Source organism: Sphingomonas sp. BRN-1R (assembly GCF_057748035.1).
The window spans coordinates 468215-483876 of the sequence record NZ_CM173236.1 but is presented as its reverse complement, the minus strand read 5'-3'; the positions used below and the strand labels follow the sequence as shown (position 1 = coordinate 483876).

Below are 15662 nucleotides of genomic sequence, written 5' to 3'. Positions count from 1 at the left end.
ACGACACACGCGATTTGGCCACGCACGCCGCCCTCCGGTAACGCGGCTATTCTGCGGTCCACCCGCCATCGACGACGAGGCTGGAGCCGGTCATCAGCGCCGAAGCGTCCGAGGCAAGAAACACCACCGCGCCCATCAGGTCCTCGACGGTGCCGATGCGTCCGAGCTTGATCTTCGCGAGCACGCTTGTCCTAAAAGCTTCGTCTTCAAAAAACGGCCGGGTCATCGGCGTCTCGATGAAGGTCGGAGCGATGGTGTTGGAGCGGATACGGTACTTGGCCAGATCAAGCGCGAACGCTTTGTTCATACCCTCCAGCGCCCACTTCGACGCGCAGTAGAGCGAGCGATTGGGGCCGCCGACATGCCCCATTTGCGACCCCATGTGGACCAGCGATCCACCAGTGTCGTCGCGGATCATCGCTCTGGCGACGGCTTGCGCCACGAAGAAGGCGCTCTTCACGTTGAGGTCGAGCACGGCATCGTAATCGGCCTCGCTCACCTCCTGCATCGGCTTGGGGCGGTTGGTCCCGGCGTTGTTTACGAGAATGTGGAACGCCGGGCGCGTATCGAAGAACGACGCGACCGCCGACAGGTTTGATACGTCGAGCACCGCCGCCTCGGCGGTGCCGCCGCGGTCGCGGATCGCCGCCGCGCCGCTCTCGATCTCACCCGAGGAGCGCGCGACCAGCGTAACCGCCGCTCCCGCTTCGGCAAGCGCGGCGGCAGCAGCAAGGCCGATGCCGCGCCCCGCTCCCGTCACGACGGCGCGACGCCCGTCGAGACGAAAGCTCGGCCCTACAGGTAGCGGATCAGGCATCGACGCGGGTGCGATCGGATGGCGCGGCAGCACCGCCATAGGGAACGTCGCGCCCGCCGAACCGGCGCACTCGGATATTGGCCTGCTCACCGTGCCCGGCAAAGCCTTCGAGTGCGCACAACCTGCTGCAATATTCGCCGATCAGCGCCGACGCCTCATCGGTCAGCACCCTCTGATAGGTGCAAGTCTTGATGAACTTGCCGACCCACAGTCCGCCCGTGTAGCGCGCCGCCTTCTTCGTGGGCAGCGTGTGATTGGTGCCGATCACCTTGTCGCCAAAGGAGACGTTGGTACGCTTGCCGAGGAAGAGCGCGCCGTAATTGGTCATGTTTTTGAGAAAATAGTCAGGATCGGCCGTCATCACCTGAACATGCTCCGAGGCGATATCGTCGGCGATGCGGACCATCTCCGCATCGTCTTCGGCGACGATCACTTCGCCGAACGCCTCCCAGCTCTTGCGCGCGACGTCGCGGGTCGGAAGAATTTCCAGCAGCCGCTCGATCTCTGCCATCGTCTCGCGCGCGAGCTTCTCGGAGGTGGTGAGCAGTACCGCAGGGCTGTCGGGCCCGTGCTCCGCCTGACCAAGCAAATCGGTCGCGGCGATCTCGGCATCGCAGCCGATCTCGTCGGCGATCACAAGGGTCTCGGTCGGACCCGCGAACAGGTCGATGCCGACCCGGCCGAACAGCTGGCGCTTGGCCTCCGCGACAAAGGCGTTACCGGGCCCGACCAGGATGTCGACCGGTGCGATCGATTGGGTGCCCAGCCCCATGGCAGCCACTGCCTGAATGCCGCCCAGGCAGTAGATTTCGTCCGCGCCCGCCATCGCTTGCGCCGCCACGATCGCCGGCGCTGGTTTGCCCTGGAAGGGAGGTGCGCAGGTCACCACGCGGGGCACGCCCGCCACCTTGGCAGTGATGACGCTCATATGCGCCGATGCGAGCAGCGGATATTTGCCGCCCGGCACGTAACAGCCGGCCGCGTTGAGCGGCAGATTCTTGTGGCCGAGGATGACGCCCGGGAGCGTCTCGACCTCCACGTCTTTCATGCTGTCGCGCTGAATCTGCGCGAAGTTGCGGACCTGGGTCTGAGCGAATTCGATGTCCTTGATGTTCTGCGGGGTCAGCGTGTCGATGCACGCCTGGATTTCATCCTTGGTGAGCCGGTAATCGTCGCGATCCCATGCGTCGAAGCGCACGGACAGTTCGCGTACCGCCGCGTCGCCGCGCGTCTCGATGTCGGCGAGAATGCCCTCTACAGTGTCGCGAACCTGGCGGTTCGTTTCGGCCTTCGCCTCTGCGGTTGCGCCACGCTTCAGATAGTTTGCCATGAAATCCTCCGTCCTAATGGACCGCAAGCGCGGTCTTCATTCTCAATAGATGCAGTCGTTCCCCGGCCCCTTGCCGAAGTCGCGATACTGTTCGAGCGAGGCTTCGTTCGGGTCCATGGCAACGTCCCACGTGATCGCGCGATCTCCGAAAAAGCCGGGGGACTCGAGTTGCCAAAGCGCGCCGCCGAACATCATTTCCCACACGCGGGGGATCCAGCCGTCGTCGAGATAGTCGGTGTCGGCATGATATTCGGCGTCGCCGCCTGCGGGACACGGGAAATAGTAATACATCGCCGATGAGATGCGGTGCCGATTGAGCGCTTCCGCGAACGGCCGCTCGCGCGACCAGCCCTTGTCCTGCATGTAGTTGGCGCCAACCATCACCTCGTCGATGTCTTCGAGGCCGAATGCGATGTGCGCGTAGCCGCGCTTGCCCTTCGTGCCCTTATGCTGGGTGGTCAGCCAGAAGATCGTGTGATGTTCATACGTGCCGTCTGCGCGCGCGAAGATACCGTTCGCCTTGCTGTGATCGCTCATACGGAAGCCCAGCCGGTCGCGGTAGAACTCATACGTCGCGACGTAATCGTCCGAGAAATAGACGATATGGTTTATCGTTCGGGGGCGTGCCCGCGCGCGCCACTTGCGATGCTGATTAAGCCGCTGAATGAAGTCGGGTGCGTTGACGGGATCGGGGCGGCACATCACGGGCCGCTTGTTCCAGACGCGCAAGCCCATCGGATTACCGTCGGGATCGATAAAATGCGCGGTGCCGTCGGCGTCGCGGCGCACGTCACGATCGCTCGACACTTTCAGCACAAGCCGCTCGAGTTCCTCGGCCGTATCGACGCCGAGAAAGCATTCGCGAACGCCGGAACCGGGGAAGTAGGCGGGCGGAAGATCGGGATCGTCGATCGGCCGCATAATAAGCCGGGATCCGCTCGGGAAGGTCCAGACGCTGGCGTCCCCCTCCCCACCTGCATCACTGCGCGTCAATCCGTAATCCGCCCAGAAGCGGTTGCAGAGCGCCATATCCTCAACGCCGTACACGACGCTTTCAATACCTAGAATAGCCATGAGCCTCTCCCTCCCGCACATGCTGGCAATGAGCCGGCGGCAACTGATGTCGGACGTTTGCGGCCGCGCGTTGCAGATCTCAAGATTTATTCGCGCACAGAAGAATTAATCAGCTATACGCTTTCTCTGCTAGGCGCGGGCGGCTGGGGCTGGCAGCACTGGCGGCAGGTGGAAGAGCCGCGCTTGAGAATGCGTCCAGCCAAAGGGCTTAACGATTAGGGGAGCAGAGCGTGCACGCAGTGGTCAGCAAAAGCGAGTTTACGCGAGCATCGGTGCTTGCCGCAGTCGGTGCCTGGTTCGGATTTCTTACGGGGCCCAACGTGATGGTGGCCGCCACCAACAGCAATTTTCTGCGCATCCTGCCAGACGCGCTGCACACCAACCGCACCATGATCTCGACGGCACTTGCCGTATCGCTTTGGCTGAACGCCATCCTGGTGCCGATCGGCGGGCGGATGATGGACCGCTATGGCCTGCGCGCGGTGATCCTGCCGGGAATCGTGTTGTTCGCCGGCACCTTCTTGTTGATGAGCCAGATGCAGGTGGCGTGGCACTTCCTCGCCTTACAGATGCTGATGGCGATACCCGTGTCGATGCACGCGTCTCCAGCCTATGCGAAGCTGATTTCCTTGTGGTTCGATCGCAATCGGGGCTTCGTATTAGGGATCTGCGTCGCGCTCGGCGCCGGGATCGGGCAGACGATCATGCCCAAGCTGACTCAAGCGCTGATGGTCTCCTACGGGTGGCGCGGCGGCTATATCGGTATCGGCCTCATCATCCTGGTGCTTGGCCTGCCGGCGGTCGCCCTGCTGGCGCGCACGCCCAAGAGCGTCGCCGCCGCGAGCGGCAACGAAGATCCAGCCGAGGCCGCGCAAAGCAACGCGCGCGCCCGGCTCGGTCAGGTCGGCGCAACACGCGGCGAGGCGCTGCGCCAGCGCGTCTTCTACCAGCTTTTCGCCGCGATCGCCTTCGGATCGATGGCGCTGCTCGCGACGATGCAGCACGCCGTGCCGATGCTGACCGAGCATGGCCTGTCGATCAATACCGCGACAACCGTGATGAGTTGCGCCTTTGCGGGCGTCATCATCGGACAATTCTCATCGGGCTTCCTGGTCGATCGCGTGAACTCGCCACGGATCATCCTACCCTATTTCGTGTCGGCGCTGGCCGGCGTCATCATCGTTTATAGTGCGACCAGTCCCGCGATCCTGCTGCCCGGCGCGGTGTTGATGGGCCTTGGCTTGGGCGGTGAGATCAGCCAGAACGCCTATCTGGTCTCACGCTATTTCGGCCTCAAGGCTTTCGGCGCGATCTATGGCCTGACCTTTGCGGCGAGTGCAGCCGGCAACGGCACCGGGGTCATCCTCCTCGGCTACATTCGCGATCATTATGACAGCTACCGGCCGGGCGTGTATCTGGTCGGCACCGCGATGACGCTGTCGGTGTTGTGCATCGCATTGCTGCCGAGGTTCGTTTACGAAAGCCCCAACGCGCGGCGGTGACGCCGTCAGACCTTCGGCTTGGGCGTCGTATAGGCGTCCATGCCGATGAACATGTACGAGAAACGCCAGGCGCCTGCCACCTTGCGCAGGTTGGCGGTATAGGCGACAGCCGCACCGAGGATGAGAGACCCCTTCGCCGCTACCGAAACGAGCGCGTAGGCCAACGCCCGTGCTTCTGCGCCATGCACCTCCTCGACCAGCACATTGCTGAAGCAGTGCCGGCGCTGATCGCCCTGCTGCGCGAACGTGCTGGCGAAGTTCGCGACGACGGCGGCACGACCCGTCACTGTCTGAAACGGCGTGCCGCTCGCCTCGGCGACCTCGACCACCGCATCCTCGGTGAACAGCGAAGCGAGCACCGCCCCCTGCCCCTCGTCATGCGCCATGCCATAGCGCCCGAACGCCTGTTGGATCATCAGCATGTCGATCGCTGAAGTAACCGGCGCGGCGTTGGCGCCGATGCGGATCTTGCCATCCCGCGTCGCCCAGGCCTGACGCGGTCCAACGGTCGCTGCCTGCGCCTGCGCCGGATTTACGGCCGCAAGGCCGAGCCCTGCCACACCCGCGACCGCGCCGAGGATCAGCCGCCGGTCCATCTCATGTTCGTTCATCTTTCCACTCCCATCAGACGAAGCGCATTACCGCCGAGCAAGGCCGCGCGATCAGCGTTACTGAGACCGGGGATCGCCGCGATAAGGCCATGCACGTCGTAATGTCCCATATCGAAGGGATAATCGGTGCCGATCACGACGTTGCCGATCCCGGCCCGCTCGATCAACAAGGCAACGTCGCGCGGATCGAACACCAGACTGTCGAAGTGCAGCCGCCTGAGATAGCTCGATGGCGGGTGCAAGCAGGTATGCGCGTCGTCGCGCTGCGCCCAGGCGTGATCACAGCGGCCGAGGTGCGCGGGCAGATAGCCACCCCCATGTGCGGCGACGATCTTGAGACCCTGATAGCGATCGAGCACGCCACCGAAGATCAGATGGCTGAGCGCGACCGCATGCTCGACCGGCTGGCCGACGCTGTTGGACAGGTAAGATGGCGCCAATCGCTCGTCGAGCGAGCAGCCCATCGGGTGGATGAACACGAGTGCGCCGAGATCCTCGGCTGCCGCCCAAACCGGATCGAACCGACGATCGGACAGATCCGCGCCGTCGATCGTCGAGCTGATCTCGACGCCCTTGAAGCCGAGCGTCCGGATCGCATGCGTTAACTGCTCGACCGCGAGCGCGGGATGCTGCATCGCGATCGCGCCGAGCGCCAGCAGCCGCTCCGGCGCCTCGCCGCACAACTCGGCCAGCGCCTCGTTCTGGATGCGGACGAGATGCTCGGCGAGATCTTCGGGCGCCCAGTAATGATATTGGTTGGGCGACGGGCTCACCACCTGCACGTCGACCCCCATCGCATCCATATCGGCGAGCCGCCGGTCGAGGTGAGTCAGCCGGGGGAAGCAATCGGGGATCATCACGTCGCGATTGTAGTCGACGGTCGCCTGACCCATCGTGCGGACGCGAAATTCCGCCTCACCGGCACGTTCGGGCCGACCGGCGGTCAACTTCTCGACCGCCGGAAACATCGCGTGTGCATGCAGATCGACGGTGAACAACGGCCTGCCGTCGCCGCCGACCAGCTGCGGATGCGGCAGCGATGCGGGAACATCCCCCGGCCCCGGCATCAGTCGAGCCGGTAGGTGTCGTCACCGGACGCGCCGCCGACCATGTCGAACAGATATGCGCCGCGCGATTCGAGGATCGGGAAGGAGGCGAAGCCGTTGACGACGGTGTATTGCGTCGGCAGTTGCTCGAACGTGGGCCGCGCCCACTCTACGCCGCCGGTGCCCGACAGATAGCGCGTGGTCTTGACGCCGCTCCAGGCCGGGGGCGTCAGCGTTGCGTAGTTGGCGTCCGCGTCCTCGCCCCATTTGCGGCCGGGGCGCGGCGTGGCGGGAATGTATTTCCACGAAAGCAGCCCGCGATTTTCCGGGTTGCCCTTGGGTGCTTCGCCCTCGACCAGATCCTCCGCCCAGAGCTTGGCGAACGGGAAGCCGCGCCAGCTCATGCTGGTGTGACGACGGCCGTTAAAATCGCTCACCTCGGGGATGTCGCAGAACAGCTTGTTATGGCCAAGTTCCTCGCGTCCCGTCGTGATCGGGTCCGACAGGCTTTCCCAACGCGCCATCAGCAGCGTGCCCGGCACATCGCCCTCGGTTTTGGAGGCATAGACCGCCGGGATCTTGACGTCGAACATGTTGTAGCCGCCGCCAGCCAGCCAGGAAAAGCCGGTCATATAGATCGCCTCGACCGTGACGATCGGCTCGCCCCAGACCGAAAATCCCGCGGGGAGCACCGCCTCGAGCGCCGCCTTGTCGGTCAGGTAGCGCGTGCCGAGGGTCGAACGCACCGGCTCGCGCGCGAAATCCTGCGGCACACCCTCGGGCGTCCAGCGCGGGCACGGATTGGGTCCGAAGAAGATCGGCATGCGGTAGAATTTACCGGGCTCGCGTGGGAAGGACATCAGCGGTTCCTTTCAGGATCAGGACTTGGAAGCGTCGTTGAACACGGCGCCGGTGCGTATCTCGAGATGTTCGGGCAAGGTCGCGCGCAGTTCCTCGCTGAATTCGCCCGAGACGAGGATGAAGGCCATGCGGCAGACGCTGTTCGAGCGGTTCTCCCATGCGTGGTCGGTGCCGCGTTGCACGACGACGGTGCCCTGCGTCAGCAGCACTTCGCTGTCGTCAAGGATCATCCAGATTTCGCCCTCCAGCACGATGCCGTAATCGACCGACTTGGTCCGGTGCATCATCTTGTGGCGACCGTCCGCACGCGGCGGCAGCTTGTCGATGTGGCCGGGGAAGAAGTCATTGAAGCGGATCTTGGTGCCACCGGGCGGCGGCGGGGTGACATATGGCGGGTCCGTCGGCTCGGCTTCTTGAGCGGTGAGGATCGCGGGCACCGAAGTGGTGTTCCAGATCTCGATGAAGTCGACGCCGGTGCCGCGATCGAAGATATTGGGTGGCGTGCCGTCCGACAGCACGATCGAGGTGCCGTTGGCGTCGTGACCGGTGACGACGCGGCGGGCCGGGCGACGGGTGGGATGGGTCATTGTTCGTTCCTCAGGCAAAGTCGTAGAGACGAGCCGGGTTGGCCACGAGGATCGCCTCGCGCGCGGCGGCCTCGGGCACTGCGGCGGCAAGCAAGTCGATCAGGTCGCCGTCGTCCGGCATCCAGCGGACGTTGGGGTGCGGCCAGTCGGTGCCCCACAACGTGCGTTCCGGTGCGGTGGCAGCAAGAGCGGTCATGAAAGGCAGCGCGGCATCCAGCCTTCCTGCGTGCACCATGCGGTCGGCCGCCGAGATCTTGACCCAGCAATGGGGCAGTCGCGCGAGGTCCAGCAGGCTTCGGAACGCCGGCTGATCGATGCCCTGCGCCACGTCGAGCCGCGCCATATGATCGATCACGAAGCGGCAGGGCAGATCAGCGAACGTCTGCGCCTCATCGAGCAGCGCCGCCGCATCGACATGGAAGACGAGGTGCCAGCCGAATGGCGCTACCCGTGCGATCACGCGCGCGATCGCCGTGCGCGAGGGCCGCGCGCCGAGGTGGCCGACGAAGTTGAAACGCGCGCCGCGGATACCTGCCGCGTGCATCCGGTGCAGCCCTACGTCGTCGAGCTGATCGTCGACGATGCCGACACCCGCATAGCGCCCCTGCCCACGTTCCAGCGCGTCGATCATCGCCGAATGGTCGACGCCGTAAACGGCCGGCTGCACGAACACCGCCCGCGTGAGCCCCAGCCGCTCGGCGAGTATCTGATAGCGCTCGAGCGGTGTGTCTGCGGGCTCATATGTCCGCTCCGGCCGATAGGGAAAACGATCCGGCGGCCCGAATATGTGGCAATGCGCGTCGCAGGCGTCGGCCGGCACGATGAACCGTGTCGGCGGATGAGGATCGGGATGCGGGGGCGGCAGCGGTTCCATCACCTCAGGCAGCGGTGACGCCGCCGTCCACCGCAAAGTTCGCACCGGTCACCCAGGTCGATTCATCCGATGCGAGGAACAAGGCGGCGTAAGCGATGTCGTCGGGTACGCCGAGCCGCTTGATCACCAGTCGCTGAAGGATCCGCTCGGCGATTGCGCCGCTGCTGGTCCCCGCCGCTGCGGTGGCGGCGGTCTGCACCATACCGGGCGCGATCGTGTTGCAGCGGATGCCATGCGCCCCCCCTTCGATCGCGATCTGGCGGCTCATCGCCTCGACAGCGGCCTTGCCCGCGCAATGCGCCACCATCCCGGTATTGACCGAGCCGCGCTTCGCATTGACCGAGGAGAAGTTGATGATCGAGCCGCCGCCCTGCTTCGTCATCCACGGCCACGCCGCCTTGACCGCGAGGAAGACGAGGTCGACCTCGCCCGCCATCGTCGTCACCCACGCCTTCTCGTAATCCATCGTCGCGACCGGAGCCATGTGCGGCGCGATCGCGGCCGCGTTGACGAGGATGTCGATACGTCCGTGCTTCTCGCCGGCATAATCGACGTAGCGCTGCACGTCAGCAGGCTTGGTGAGGTCGACCGGATGAACGCTTTCGAACGTAAGGCCTTCCGCCTGCGCCGCAGCTACGGTGGCGCTTGCCCATTTTTCGGAAATGTCGCAGCCCACCACCGTCGCGCCCTCGCGGGCGAAGCGTAACGCGATGCCTTGGCCGATACCTGCGCCGATGCCCGTCACGAGCGCGATTTTGCCGTCGAGACGACCCGCCATAAACTTAACTCCCCCGGTCGTGGGTTTCTACAGGTCCATCATCGTCATGAAACGAGTCTGAAGATAAGGCTCGATCGCTTCGGAACCGCCTTCGAACCCGTAGCCTGAGTCCTTCATGCCACCGAACGGGGTCTCGGGATGACCGAGGCCGAAATGGTTGAACGAGATCATCGCACTCTCGACCTTGGCGATCACCTCCTTCGCCGTCTGCGAGGACGTGGTGAAGGCGTAAGCGGACAGGCCATAGGGGAGCCGGTTGGCCTCCTTGTACGCGTCCTCGCGACGGTCGAAGCGGTTGATCATCGCGATCGGACCGAACGGCTCCTCGTTCATGAGCTGCGCATCGAGCGGTACGTCAGTGAACACGGTCGGTTCGAAGAAGAAGCCGGCATTGCCGATACGCTTGCCGCCGGTCCTGAGCGTCGCGCCCTTGGCGAGCGCGTCTGCGGTCAGCCGCTCCATCGCTTCGACCCTGCGGATATTGGCGAGCGGACCGGTGGTGGTGGCGGGGTCGAGACCCGGCCCCGGCTTCAGCGCGGAGGCGGCCGCTACAAAACTCTCGACGAACGGTTCGTAGCCTTCGCCCTCGATCAGGAAGCGCGTCGGGTTGACGCAGCTCTGCCCTGCGTTGCGGAACTTGTTGCCCGCGAGCGCTTTGGCGGCAGCCACCGGATCGGCATCGTTGAACACCAGCACAGGGGCGTGACCGCCAAGCTCCATCGTGGTGAGCTTCATGTGCTGTCCGGCCAGCGCCGCAAGGTGCTTGCCGACGACGGTCGAACCGGTGAAGCTGATCTTGCGCACTAGCGGATGCGGCACAAGATATTCACTGATTTCGGCCGGCACGCCGTACACGAGGTTGACCGAGCCTGCCGGCGCCCCCGCATCGACGAAGGCGCGGACCAGTTCGGCGCAGGAGCCCGGCGCTTCCTCCGGCCCTTTGACCACGAGCGCACAGCCCGCAGCGAGCGCGCCCGCCACCTTGCGGACGATCTGGTTGACCGGAAAGTTCCACGGCGTGAAGGCCGCGACGATCCCGACCGGCTCGCGCAACACCAGGTTGGTGATGTTGGCGGCGCGGCCTTCAAGCACGCGACCATAGATGCGTTGCGTCTCGCCGGCCATCCAGTCGCATGCCTCCGCCGCGCGCTCGACCTCGCCGCGCGCCTCGCCGATCATCTTGCCCTGTTCGAGCACCATCTGCGTCGCAATGTCCTCGGCGCGCTCGCGCAGCAACCGGGCCGCGCCGGTCAGCACCTTGGCGCGCGCAAGCGGCGGAGTTGCACGCCATGTCGCAAAGCCGCGCTCCGCCGCGGCAAGCGCGCGGTCGAGATCCGCAATCGACGCGTGCGCTACGGTGCCGATCGGCTCGCCCGTGGCAGGATTGACGACCGGGATGGTCCGCCCGTCGACAGCGGCGCTCCAGGCGCCGTCGATAAGAAGCTCTACGCTGCGGTAGGTCGGGGCCTCGGCCATATCACTCTCCATCACGGAAGCCGGGCGTCGCGGCCGGCGTTTTTCGGCGGATATTAGCGCGTATGTGAATTGTCAATTCGACCCTTCAGCCGCCAATCGGTAATTCTCTTATGCATTTGGCGGGGGAGGTGCAGAGCGACGGCAGAGCGTAGAACCGACCGCCAAACCAGGGGAGGAAACCTTGAAGCTCGTGCTCTTCACCGCCGCCGGGGGCACCCCGCACGCAGGCATCCTGACGAACGCCGGAGTCATCGACGCATCTGCTGTCGCGCCCGACGGCGCTTCGCCGCAGCAAACGATGACCGCACTGATCGACGCCTATGATGCGATCAAGCCCGAGCTACAGGCGCTCGCCGCGTCCGGGAAGGCGATCCCGCTCGATCAGGTGCGCCTGCTTGCGCCGCTCCCGCGCCCTGGCAAGATTGTCAATTGTCTCGCCAATTACTGGGAGCATGCTCAGCGCGAAGCCCGCCCGCTTAACATGTTCATGAAAAATCACGACGCCGTCATCGGCCCTGACGACACGGTGCACCTGCCGGACTTTACCGAGCCTTACGCCTTCATGCACGAGGCCGAACTTGCGCTCGTCTTCAAGGGGCCGGCCAAGAAGGTCGCGCAGGACGACTGGCGCTCCGCCGTCTTCGGCTACACATGCTTCATGGACATCACCGCGCGCGAAAGCGGCCGGCGGACGTGGCGCAACAACAGCTGGATGGGCAAGAGTTTCGATACTTTCGCGCCGCTCGGGCCATGCATCGTCACCGCAGACGAAATTACCGATCCCAACGATCTGTGGGTGCAGTTCTGGAACGATGGCCAGCTTCGTCACGATTATTCGACGGACGACATGGAGCATCAGGTCCCCGAAATCGTCGAGTTCATCACCCGGATCATGACGATGAACTCGGGCGACGTGGTGGCTTGCGGCACCAATCATGAGGGGCTCGGCTTTATCCAGGACGGCGAGACGCTGCGGATCGAGATCCACGGGATCGGCGCGATGGAGGTCAAGGTGGCCGATCCGCTCAAGCGCACGTGGGAGCGCGGCGTGTATCTGGGTGAGGGCTCGACCAATCACGAGGCGGTCCGTCGCAATCGCCCGGACGCGGTGCAGGCCTGATGGCGCTGGCGACCTTCACCCGCTGGCCGCTCGCCGCGAACGCGACCGATGTCGATGCACGGGGGTTGCTCGGCGCCGCTGCTGGCCATGCGCTGCGTGCCACGACCGCGCCATCCGAAGCCTGTAGCTACGTTCCGCCGGAAAGTGGCCCGATGGAGGTCGCACCGCCGCATGGCGCTGCGCACTACGTCCTCGATCTTGCCAGCGACACCGGGCCGGTCGCGCAGCCTTTCGGCATCATCATGCTGGTCGCCTTCGACGTGCCCGAAGGCCTCACCACCGAGGTCGACCGCTGGTATGACGAGGAACATATCGCCATGCTGATGCGCGCGCCCGGGTGGCTGCGGGCGCGTCGCTACCGTGTACGAAGCCACGCCGGCGGGCCACGCTGGACAAGCATGGCGTTCCACGAACTGGCCGACATTTCCGTGATGGACTCGCCGGAACGCGCCGCCGCACGCGCTACGCCGTGGCGCGCCGAACTGGAGAAAGGCGCGTGGTTCCGCGCCGCCGGGCGTGGCGTGTTCCGCCCGCTGGCGTGAGATCAGGGCCGGTTGCGCACGCCGTTCAGCACAAGGTCGCAGACGAAGGCCTTATACACTTGGCGCAATTCCTCCTCGTCGATCGGGTTGCCCTGTGCGATCTCGAGCTGACGTTTGGCCGAAAGGAAGAATTCGCTCATGCCGACGATGGCGACATAGAGCAGGCCGGGGTCCATGCCGCGAAAGCTTTCGTCGACCAATCCGGCGCGCAGGATCGTGCCATAGGCGCCGGTGCCGCGATTGGTGAACTGCGTGACCATGGCGCGCGCGATCGGATCCTCGGACGCGGCGATTTCGGACACGAAGAGTTGGTGAAAGAAGGGGTAGGTCGCGTTGAGGTCGATCAGCGCGCCGATGCGCGCGCACAGCCGGGCCGTCGGCGATCCGCCCGCCTGCGACGACGCTTCGAACTGCGCGGCGAACCGTTCAGTGAGCTTCTCGGCGACGGCTACCAGCAACGTCGCGCGATTGCTGAAATAGTAGCGGATCAGGGATGGGTGCACGCCAGTCGCGCGCGCCACGACGGCGGGCGTGATTGCGGCGGGCGGACGGATCTTGAGCAGGTCGATCGTCGCCTCGATCAGCGCGTCGCGACCAACCGCTGCATCCCCGTCGGTGGCGGTGACCTTGGGCCGGCCGCGACTGCGCGGTGGCTTGACGATTGCCTCAGGCCGGGTGGGCGGCGCAGCGGCTTTGCTCTTGTTGGCCATGCCCGAGCCTATCGCCGCGACGGGCGAAACTGCAAGCCGAATTCGCTTTATCCAGAATATTAAAGGATTACCATGACCACGCTTTTTCCGCCGCTCGTTCCGGTCGGGCCAGACCGGCTCCCCAAGCAGGACCCCGACGAGTACACACCCGCACAGCGGGCCGCCGCCGAAGCACTGGTCGCCTCCCCGCGAGGAGAAGTGCGGGGCCCCTTCGTGCCGCTGATGCGCAGCCCGGAGCTGATGGATCGTGCGCAGAAGCTCGGCGAGTTCCTCCGCTATCGCTGTTCGGTGCCCGAGCGGCTGCGCGAGTTCGCGATCTGCGTCATCGCCCGCATCTGGGCCCAGCCCTATGAATGGCACGCCCACGCCCGCCTGGCATATGCGGCGGGTGTCGCCCGCGAGACGCTGGCCGGCCTGGTGGCTGGCGAAGACCCGCCGATGGCCGAGGACGAGGCGGTTGTGTGGCGCTTCATCACCAGCTTGCAGGCTACGCGCTTCGTTGCCGACGAGGATTACGCCGCATGCGTGACGCTGCTCGGCGAAAGCGGCACAGTCGAACTGACCGGGATTTGCGGGTACTACACTCTACTCGCGATGACGCTCAACGTCGCGCGCACGCCGGTCCCGGGTATCGCCTTCGCGATACCCGACTAGGCGATCTCGGCGCATGGCTCCGAGACCTTCGGCCATTGAACGAATTCGATGAGGTTGCCTTCATTGTCGCGGATGAAGGCCGCTGCGCGGCCGTCCGGGAACGCCTTCATCCAGACCAGATCGACGCCCTTCTCCTGTAACCGCGCGACCAGCGCGCGTACGTCGCTGGTCGAAAAAGCGACATGCTTGTTGCCGCAGGTCTTCACGTCGTCGTCGGGGATGTGGCGCTCGGCCTCGGCCGGTTTGGGATCGGGCACCTGAAACAGCTCGACGTGCAGCGCGCCGTTCGACAGGATGGCGATCTCGGCCGGGATGCTCGCCAACGGATAGCGTCGTTCCAGCCTAAAGCCGAGCATCGCCTGCCACCAGCCGATCGCGGCATCGAGGTCTGCGACGCTCACGCCGACGTGGTGAAACCAGAATTCCTGCGCCACTGTTTGCCCCTTCAGATCGGTTCGCGGATTATAGCGCTCAGCCGCGCGCTAAGCTGGCGCTGCTCCGCCACCGGCGCTTCCGCCATTTCGAGATCGCCGATCGCGACCGATCCTTCAAGGATGATCCGGCATCGTTCGTACCGCCGGGCGGTGAACGCCTCGAACAGCGCTTCCGCATCGGGGTAGTCGTTCACCATCCGCCCGAGCACGACAGCATCCTCGATCGCCATGCCGGCGCCATAGCCGACATGCGGCGTCGTCGCGTGGGCGGCATCGCCGATGAACAACACCCGCCCCTTGTGCCAGGGCGGCGGCATCAGAACGACCTCCAGCGGGCGGTAATTGACCAGCGCATCATCGTCGAGTTCGGCGACGATCTTGCGGAAATGACCGCCGAAGCGCGACAGCCGCTGCTTTAGCAGCGGAACCCAATCGGCCTGGTCGATCCACGGATTGCCCGGCGCGGACTCAAGCAGATAGACGTACATCAGTTCCTGCGAGATCGGGTTGAAGCCGGCCTTGCAGCCGCTCGTCGAATACACCCAGGTCGCCGTCACATCCGATGGACGGGGCACGACCGCGCGCCAGCACCCCTGGCCGGTAAAGCGTGGCGTCGCCTCCGGGAAGAGCAACGCGCGCGTGCGCGAAAAAAGGCCGTCGGCCGCGATCGCAAAGCGATGGGCGCGTGACTCGCCGTCGCTGGTACGGACCACGACCTGATCGTCCGCCATCTCGAAGCCCTGCGCCAGCACGCCGGTTCGGACCGGAATGCCGGCCTTCTCGATCTCGGCGCGCAACACTTCGTGCAGGCGCGGGCGCAGGATGCCGCCCATGTTCGGGATGCCCTCCCCGAACATCGGCGTCGATGGCCCCTCGGACAGGATGTTACCGTCGACGTCGCAGGCGCGCACCGGGCCGACCGAGGCATAACCCGCCTGCGTCACGGCATCGAGCAGACCGAGATCGGCAAAAGCCCGCAACGCTCCGCCATTAAGCGTCAGCCCGGCGCCGAGCGCGTTCCACGCCGGGTCGCTCTCGACCATTTCGACCGGCTGGCCTGCACGGCGAAGCGCCAGCGCCGCCGCCATCCCGCCGATCCCGCCCCCGATGATGAGGATGGATTGCCCCTGTTGCATCGCTCGCCTGCTTCCTGCTTGCCGTCGCGGCTTTTTCGCACCGGCAGGATGCCGGCTCAGCGACAAATCCTAACGTGCGGCCCAAGCGGGGTTAGTATGGCACGGCGTAT

General features: G+C 65.0%; 17 protein-coding genes. 4 read left to right on the top strand and 13 right to left on the bottom strand.

The window, feature by feature from the left end; all coding sequences use genetic code 11:
* Nucleotides 1-46 precede the first annotated feature (46 nt).
* From AC3ANX_RS02275 to AC3ANX_RS02265, 3 genes are read right to left on the bottom strand one after another with little or no spacing between them, the layout of a single operon-like run.
* Entirely contained in the window at nt 47-817 is a 771-nt protein-coding gene (locus tag AC3ANX_RS02275) for an SDR family NAD(P)-dependent oxidoreductase (protein WP_488335418.1), read from the bottom strand.
* Entirely contained in the window at nt 810-2147 is a 1338-nt protein-coding gene (gene hisD / locus AC3ANX_RS02270) for a histidinol dehydrogenase (RefSeq protein WP_488335417.1), read from the bottom strand. The genes AC3ANX_RS02275 and hisD overlap by 8 nt, the downstream gene beginning before the upstream one ends.
* A 42-nt stretch (nt 2148-2189) precedes the next feature.
* The gene (locus AC3ANX_RS02265) at nt 2190-3221 is read right to left on the bottom strand and encodes a VOC family protein (protein WP_488335416.1); all 1032 of its coding nucleotides are present in this window, start codon (nt 3219-3221) and stop codon (nt 2190-2192) included.
* Between the two features lie 323 nt (nt 3222-3544).
* On the opposite strand from AC3ANX_RS02265, the gene AC3ANX_RS02260 reads away from it, so the two are divergent.
* A complete protein-coding gene (locus AC3ANX_RS02260; RefSeq protein ID WP_488336866.1) occupies nt 3545-4723 on the top strand; it encodes an MFS transporter in 1179 nt (392 codons plus the stop codon).
* 5 nt (nt 4724-4728) lie between these two features.
* Here the strand turns inward: AC3ANX_RS02260 and AC3ANX_RS02255 are convergent, their stop codons facing one another.
* Genes AC3ANX_RS02255 through AC3ANX_RS02225 form a run of 7 tightly spaced genes read right to left on the bottom strand, consistent with a single transcriptional unit; the run spans nt 4729 to nt 10956 of the window.
* Complete coding sequence (locus tag AC3ANX_RS02255; protein WP_488335415.1) at nt 4729-5334, bottom strand: nuclear transport factor 2 family protein; 606 nt, start codon at nt 5332-5334, stop codon at nt 4729-4731.
* Entirely contained in the window at nt 5331-6401 is a 1071-nt protein-coding gene (locus AC3ANX_RS02250; protein ID WP_488335414.1) for an amidohydrolase family protein, read from the bottom strand. The genes AC3ANX_RS02255 and AC3ANX_RS02250 overlap by 4 nt, the downstream gene beginning before the upstream one ends.
* On the bottom strand, nt 6401-7240 hold the full coding sequence (locus AC3ANX_RS02245) for an acetoacetate decarboxylase family protein (protein ID WP_488335413.1): 840 nt from the start codon (nt 7238-7240) through the stop codon (nt 6401-6403). Before AC3ANX_RS02245 ends, AC3ANX_RS02250 begins: the two co-directional genes overlap by 1 nt.
* Nucleotides 7241-7258: 18 nt before the next feature.
* Nucleotides 7259-7828, bottom strand: a complete 570-nt coding sequence (locus AC3ANX_RS02240; RefSeq protein WP_488335412.1) for a cupin domain-containing protein — start codon at nt 7826-7828, stop codon at nt 7259-7261.
* 10 nt (nt 7829-7838) lie between these two features.
* Complete coding sequence (locus AC3ANX_RS02235) at nt 7839-8648, bottom strand: amidohydrolase family protein (protein WP_488335411.1); 810 nt, start codon at nt 8646-8648, stop codon at nt 7839-7841.
* A gap of 58 nt (nt 8649-8706) precedes the next feature.
* Entirely contained in the window at nt 8707-9480 is a 774-nt protein-coding gene (locus AC3ANX_RS02230; RefSeq protein WP_488335410.1) for an SDR family NAD(P)-dependent oxidoreductase, read from the bottom strand.
* A 27-nt stretch (nt 9481-9507) separates the two neighbouring features.
* Nucleotides 9508-10956 (bottom strand): NAD-dependent succinate-semialdehyde dehydrogenase, encoded by a 1449-nt coding sequence (locus AC3ANX_RS02225; RefSeq protein WP_488335409.1) that lies wholly within the window; start codon nt 10954-10956, stop codon nt 9508-9510.
* Between the two features lie 190 nt (nt 10957-11146).
* On the opposite strand from AC3ANX_RS02225, the gene AC3ANX_RS02220 reads away from it, so the two are divergent.
* Complete coding sequence (locus AC3ANX_RS02220) at nt 11147-12076, top strand: fumarylacetoacetate hydrolase family protein (protein WP_488336865.1); 930 nt, start codon at nt 11147-11149, stop codon at nt 12074-12076.
* The gene (locus AC3ANX_RS02215; protein WP_488335408.1) at nt 12076-12618 is read left to right on the top strand and encodes a hypothetical protein; all 543 of its coding nucleotides are present in this window, start codon (nt 12076-12078) and stop codon (nt 12616-12618) included. The genes AC3ANX_RS02220 and AC3ANX_RS02215 overlap by 1 nt, the downstream gene beginning before the upstream one ends.
* Before the next feature lie 2 nt (nt 12619-12620).
* On the opposite strand, the gene AC3ANX_RS02210 is transcribed toward AC3ANX_RS02215, so the two are convergent.
* Nucleotides 12621-13328, bottom strand: a complete 708-nt coding sequence (locus tag AC3ANX_RS02210) for a TetR/AcrR family transcriptional regulator (RefSeq protein ID WP_488335407.1) — start codon at nt 13326-13328, stop codon at nt 12621-12623.
* A 72-nt stretch (nt 13329-13400) separates the two neighbouring features.
* Between AC3ANX_RS02210 and AC3ANX_RS02205 the strand changes: the two genes are divergently transcribed.
* The gene (locus tag AC3ANX_RS02205; protein WP_488335406.1) at nt 13401-13982 is read left to right on the top strand and encodes a carboxymuconolactone decarboxylase family protein; all 582 of its coding nucleotides are present in this window, start codon (nt 13401-13403) and stop codon (nt 13980-13982) included.
* Here the strand turns inward: AC3ANX_RS02205 and AC3ANX_RS02200 are convergent.
* Both AC3ANX_RS02200 and AC3ANX_RS02195 read right to left on the bottom strand, forming a co-directional pair.
* On the bottom strand, nt 13979-14416 hold the full coding sequence (locus tag AC3ANX_RS02200) for a VOC family protein (protein WP_488335405.1): 438 nt from the start codon (nt 14414-14416) through the stop codon (nt 13979-13981). The two genes, AC3ANX_RS02205 and AC3ANX_RS02200, sit on opposite strands and share 4 nt — an antisense overlap.
* A gap of 11 nt (nt 14417-14427) precedes the next feature.
* Nucleotides 14428-15552 carry an FAD-dependent monooxygenase gene (locus tag AC3ANX_RS02195; RefSeq protein WP_488335404.1) on the bottom strand — a complete coding sequence of 375 codons (1125 nt, stop codon included), beginning with the start codon at nt 15550-15552 and terminating at the stop codon, nt 14428-14430.
* Nucleotides 15553-15662: the final 110 nt, after the last annotated feature.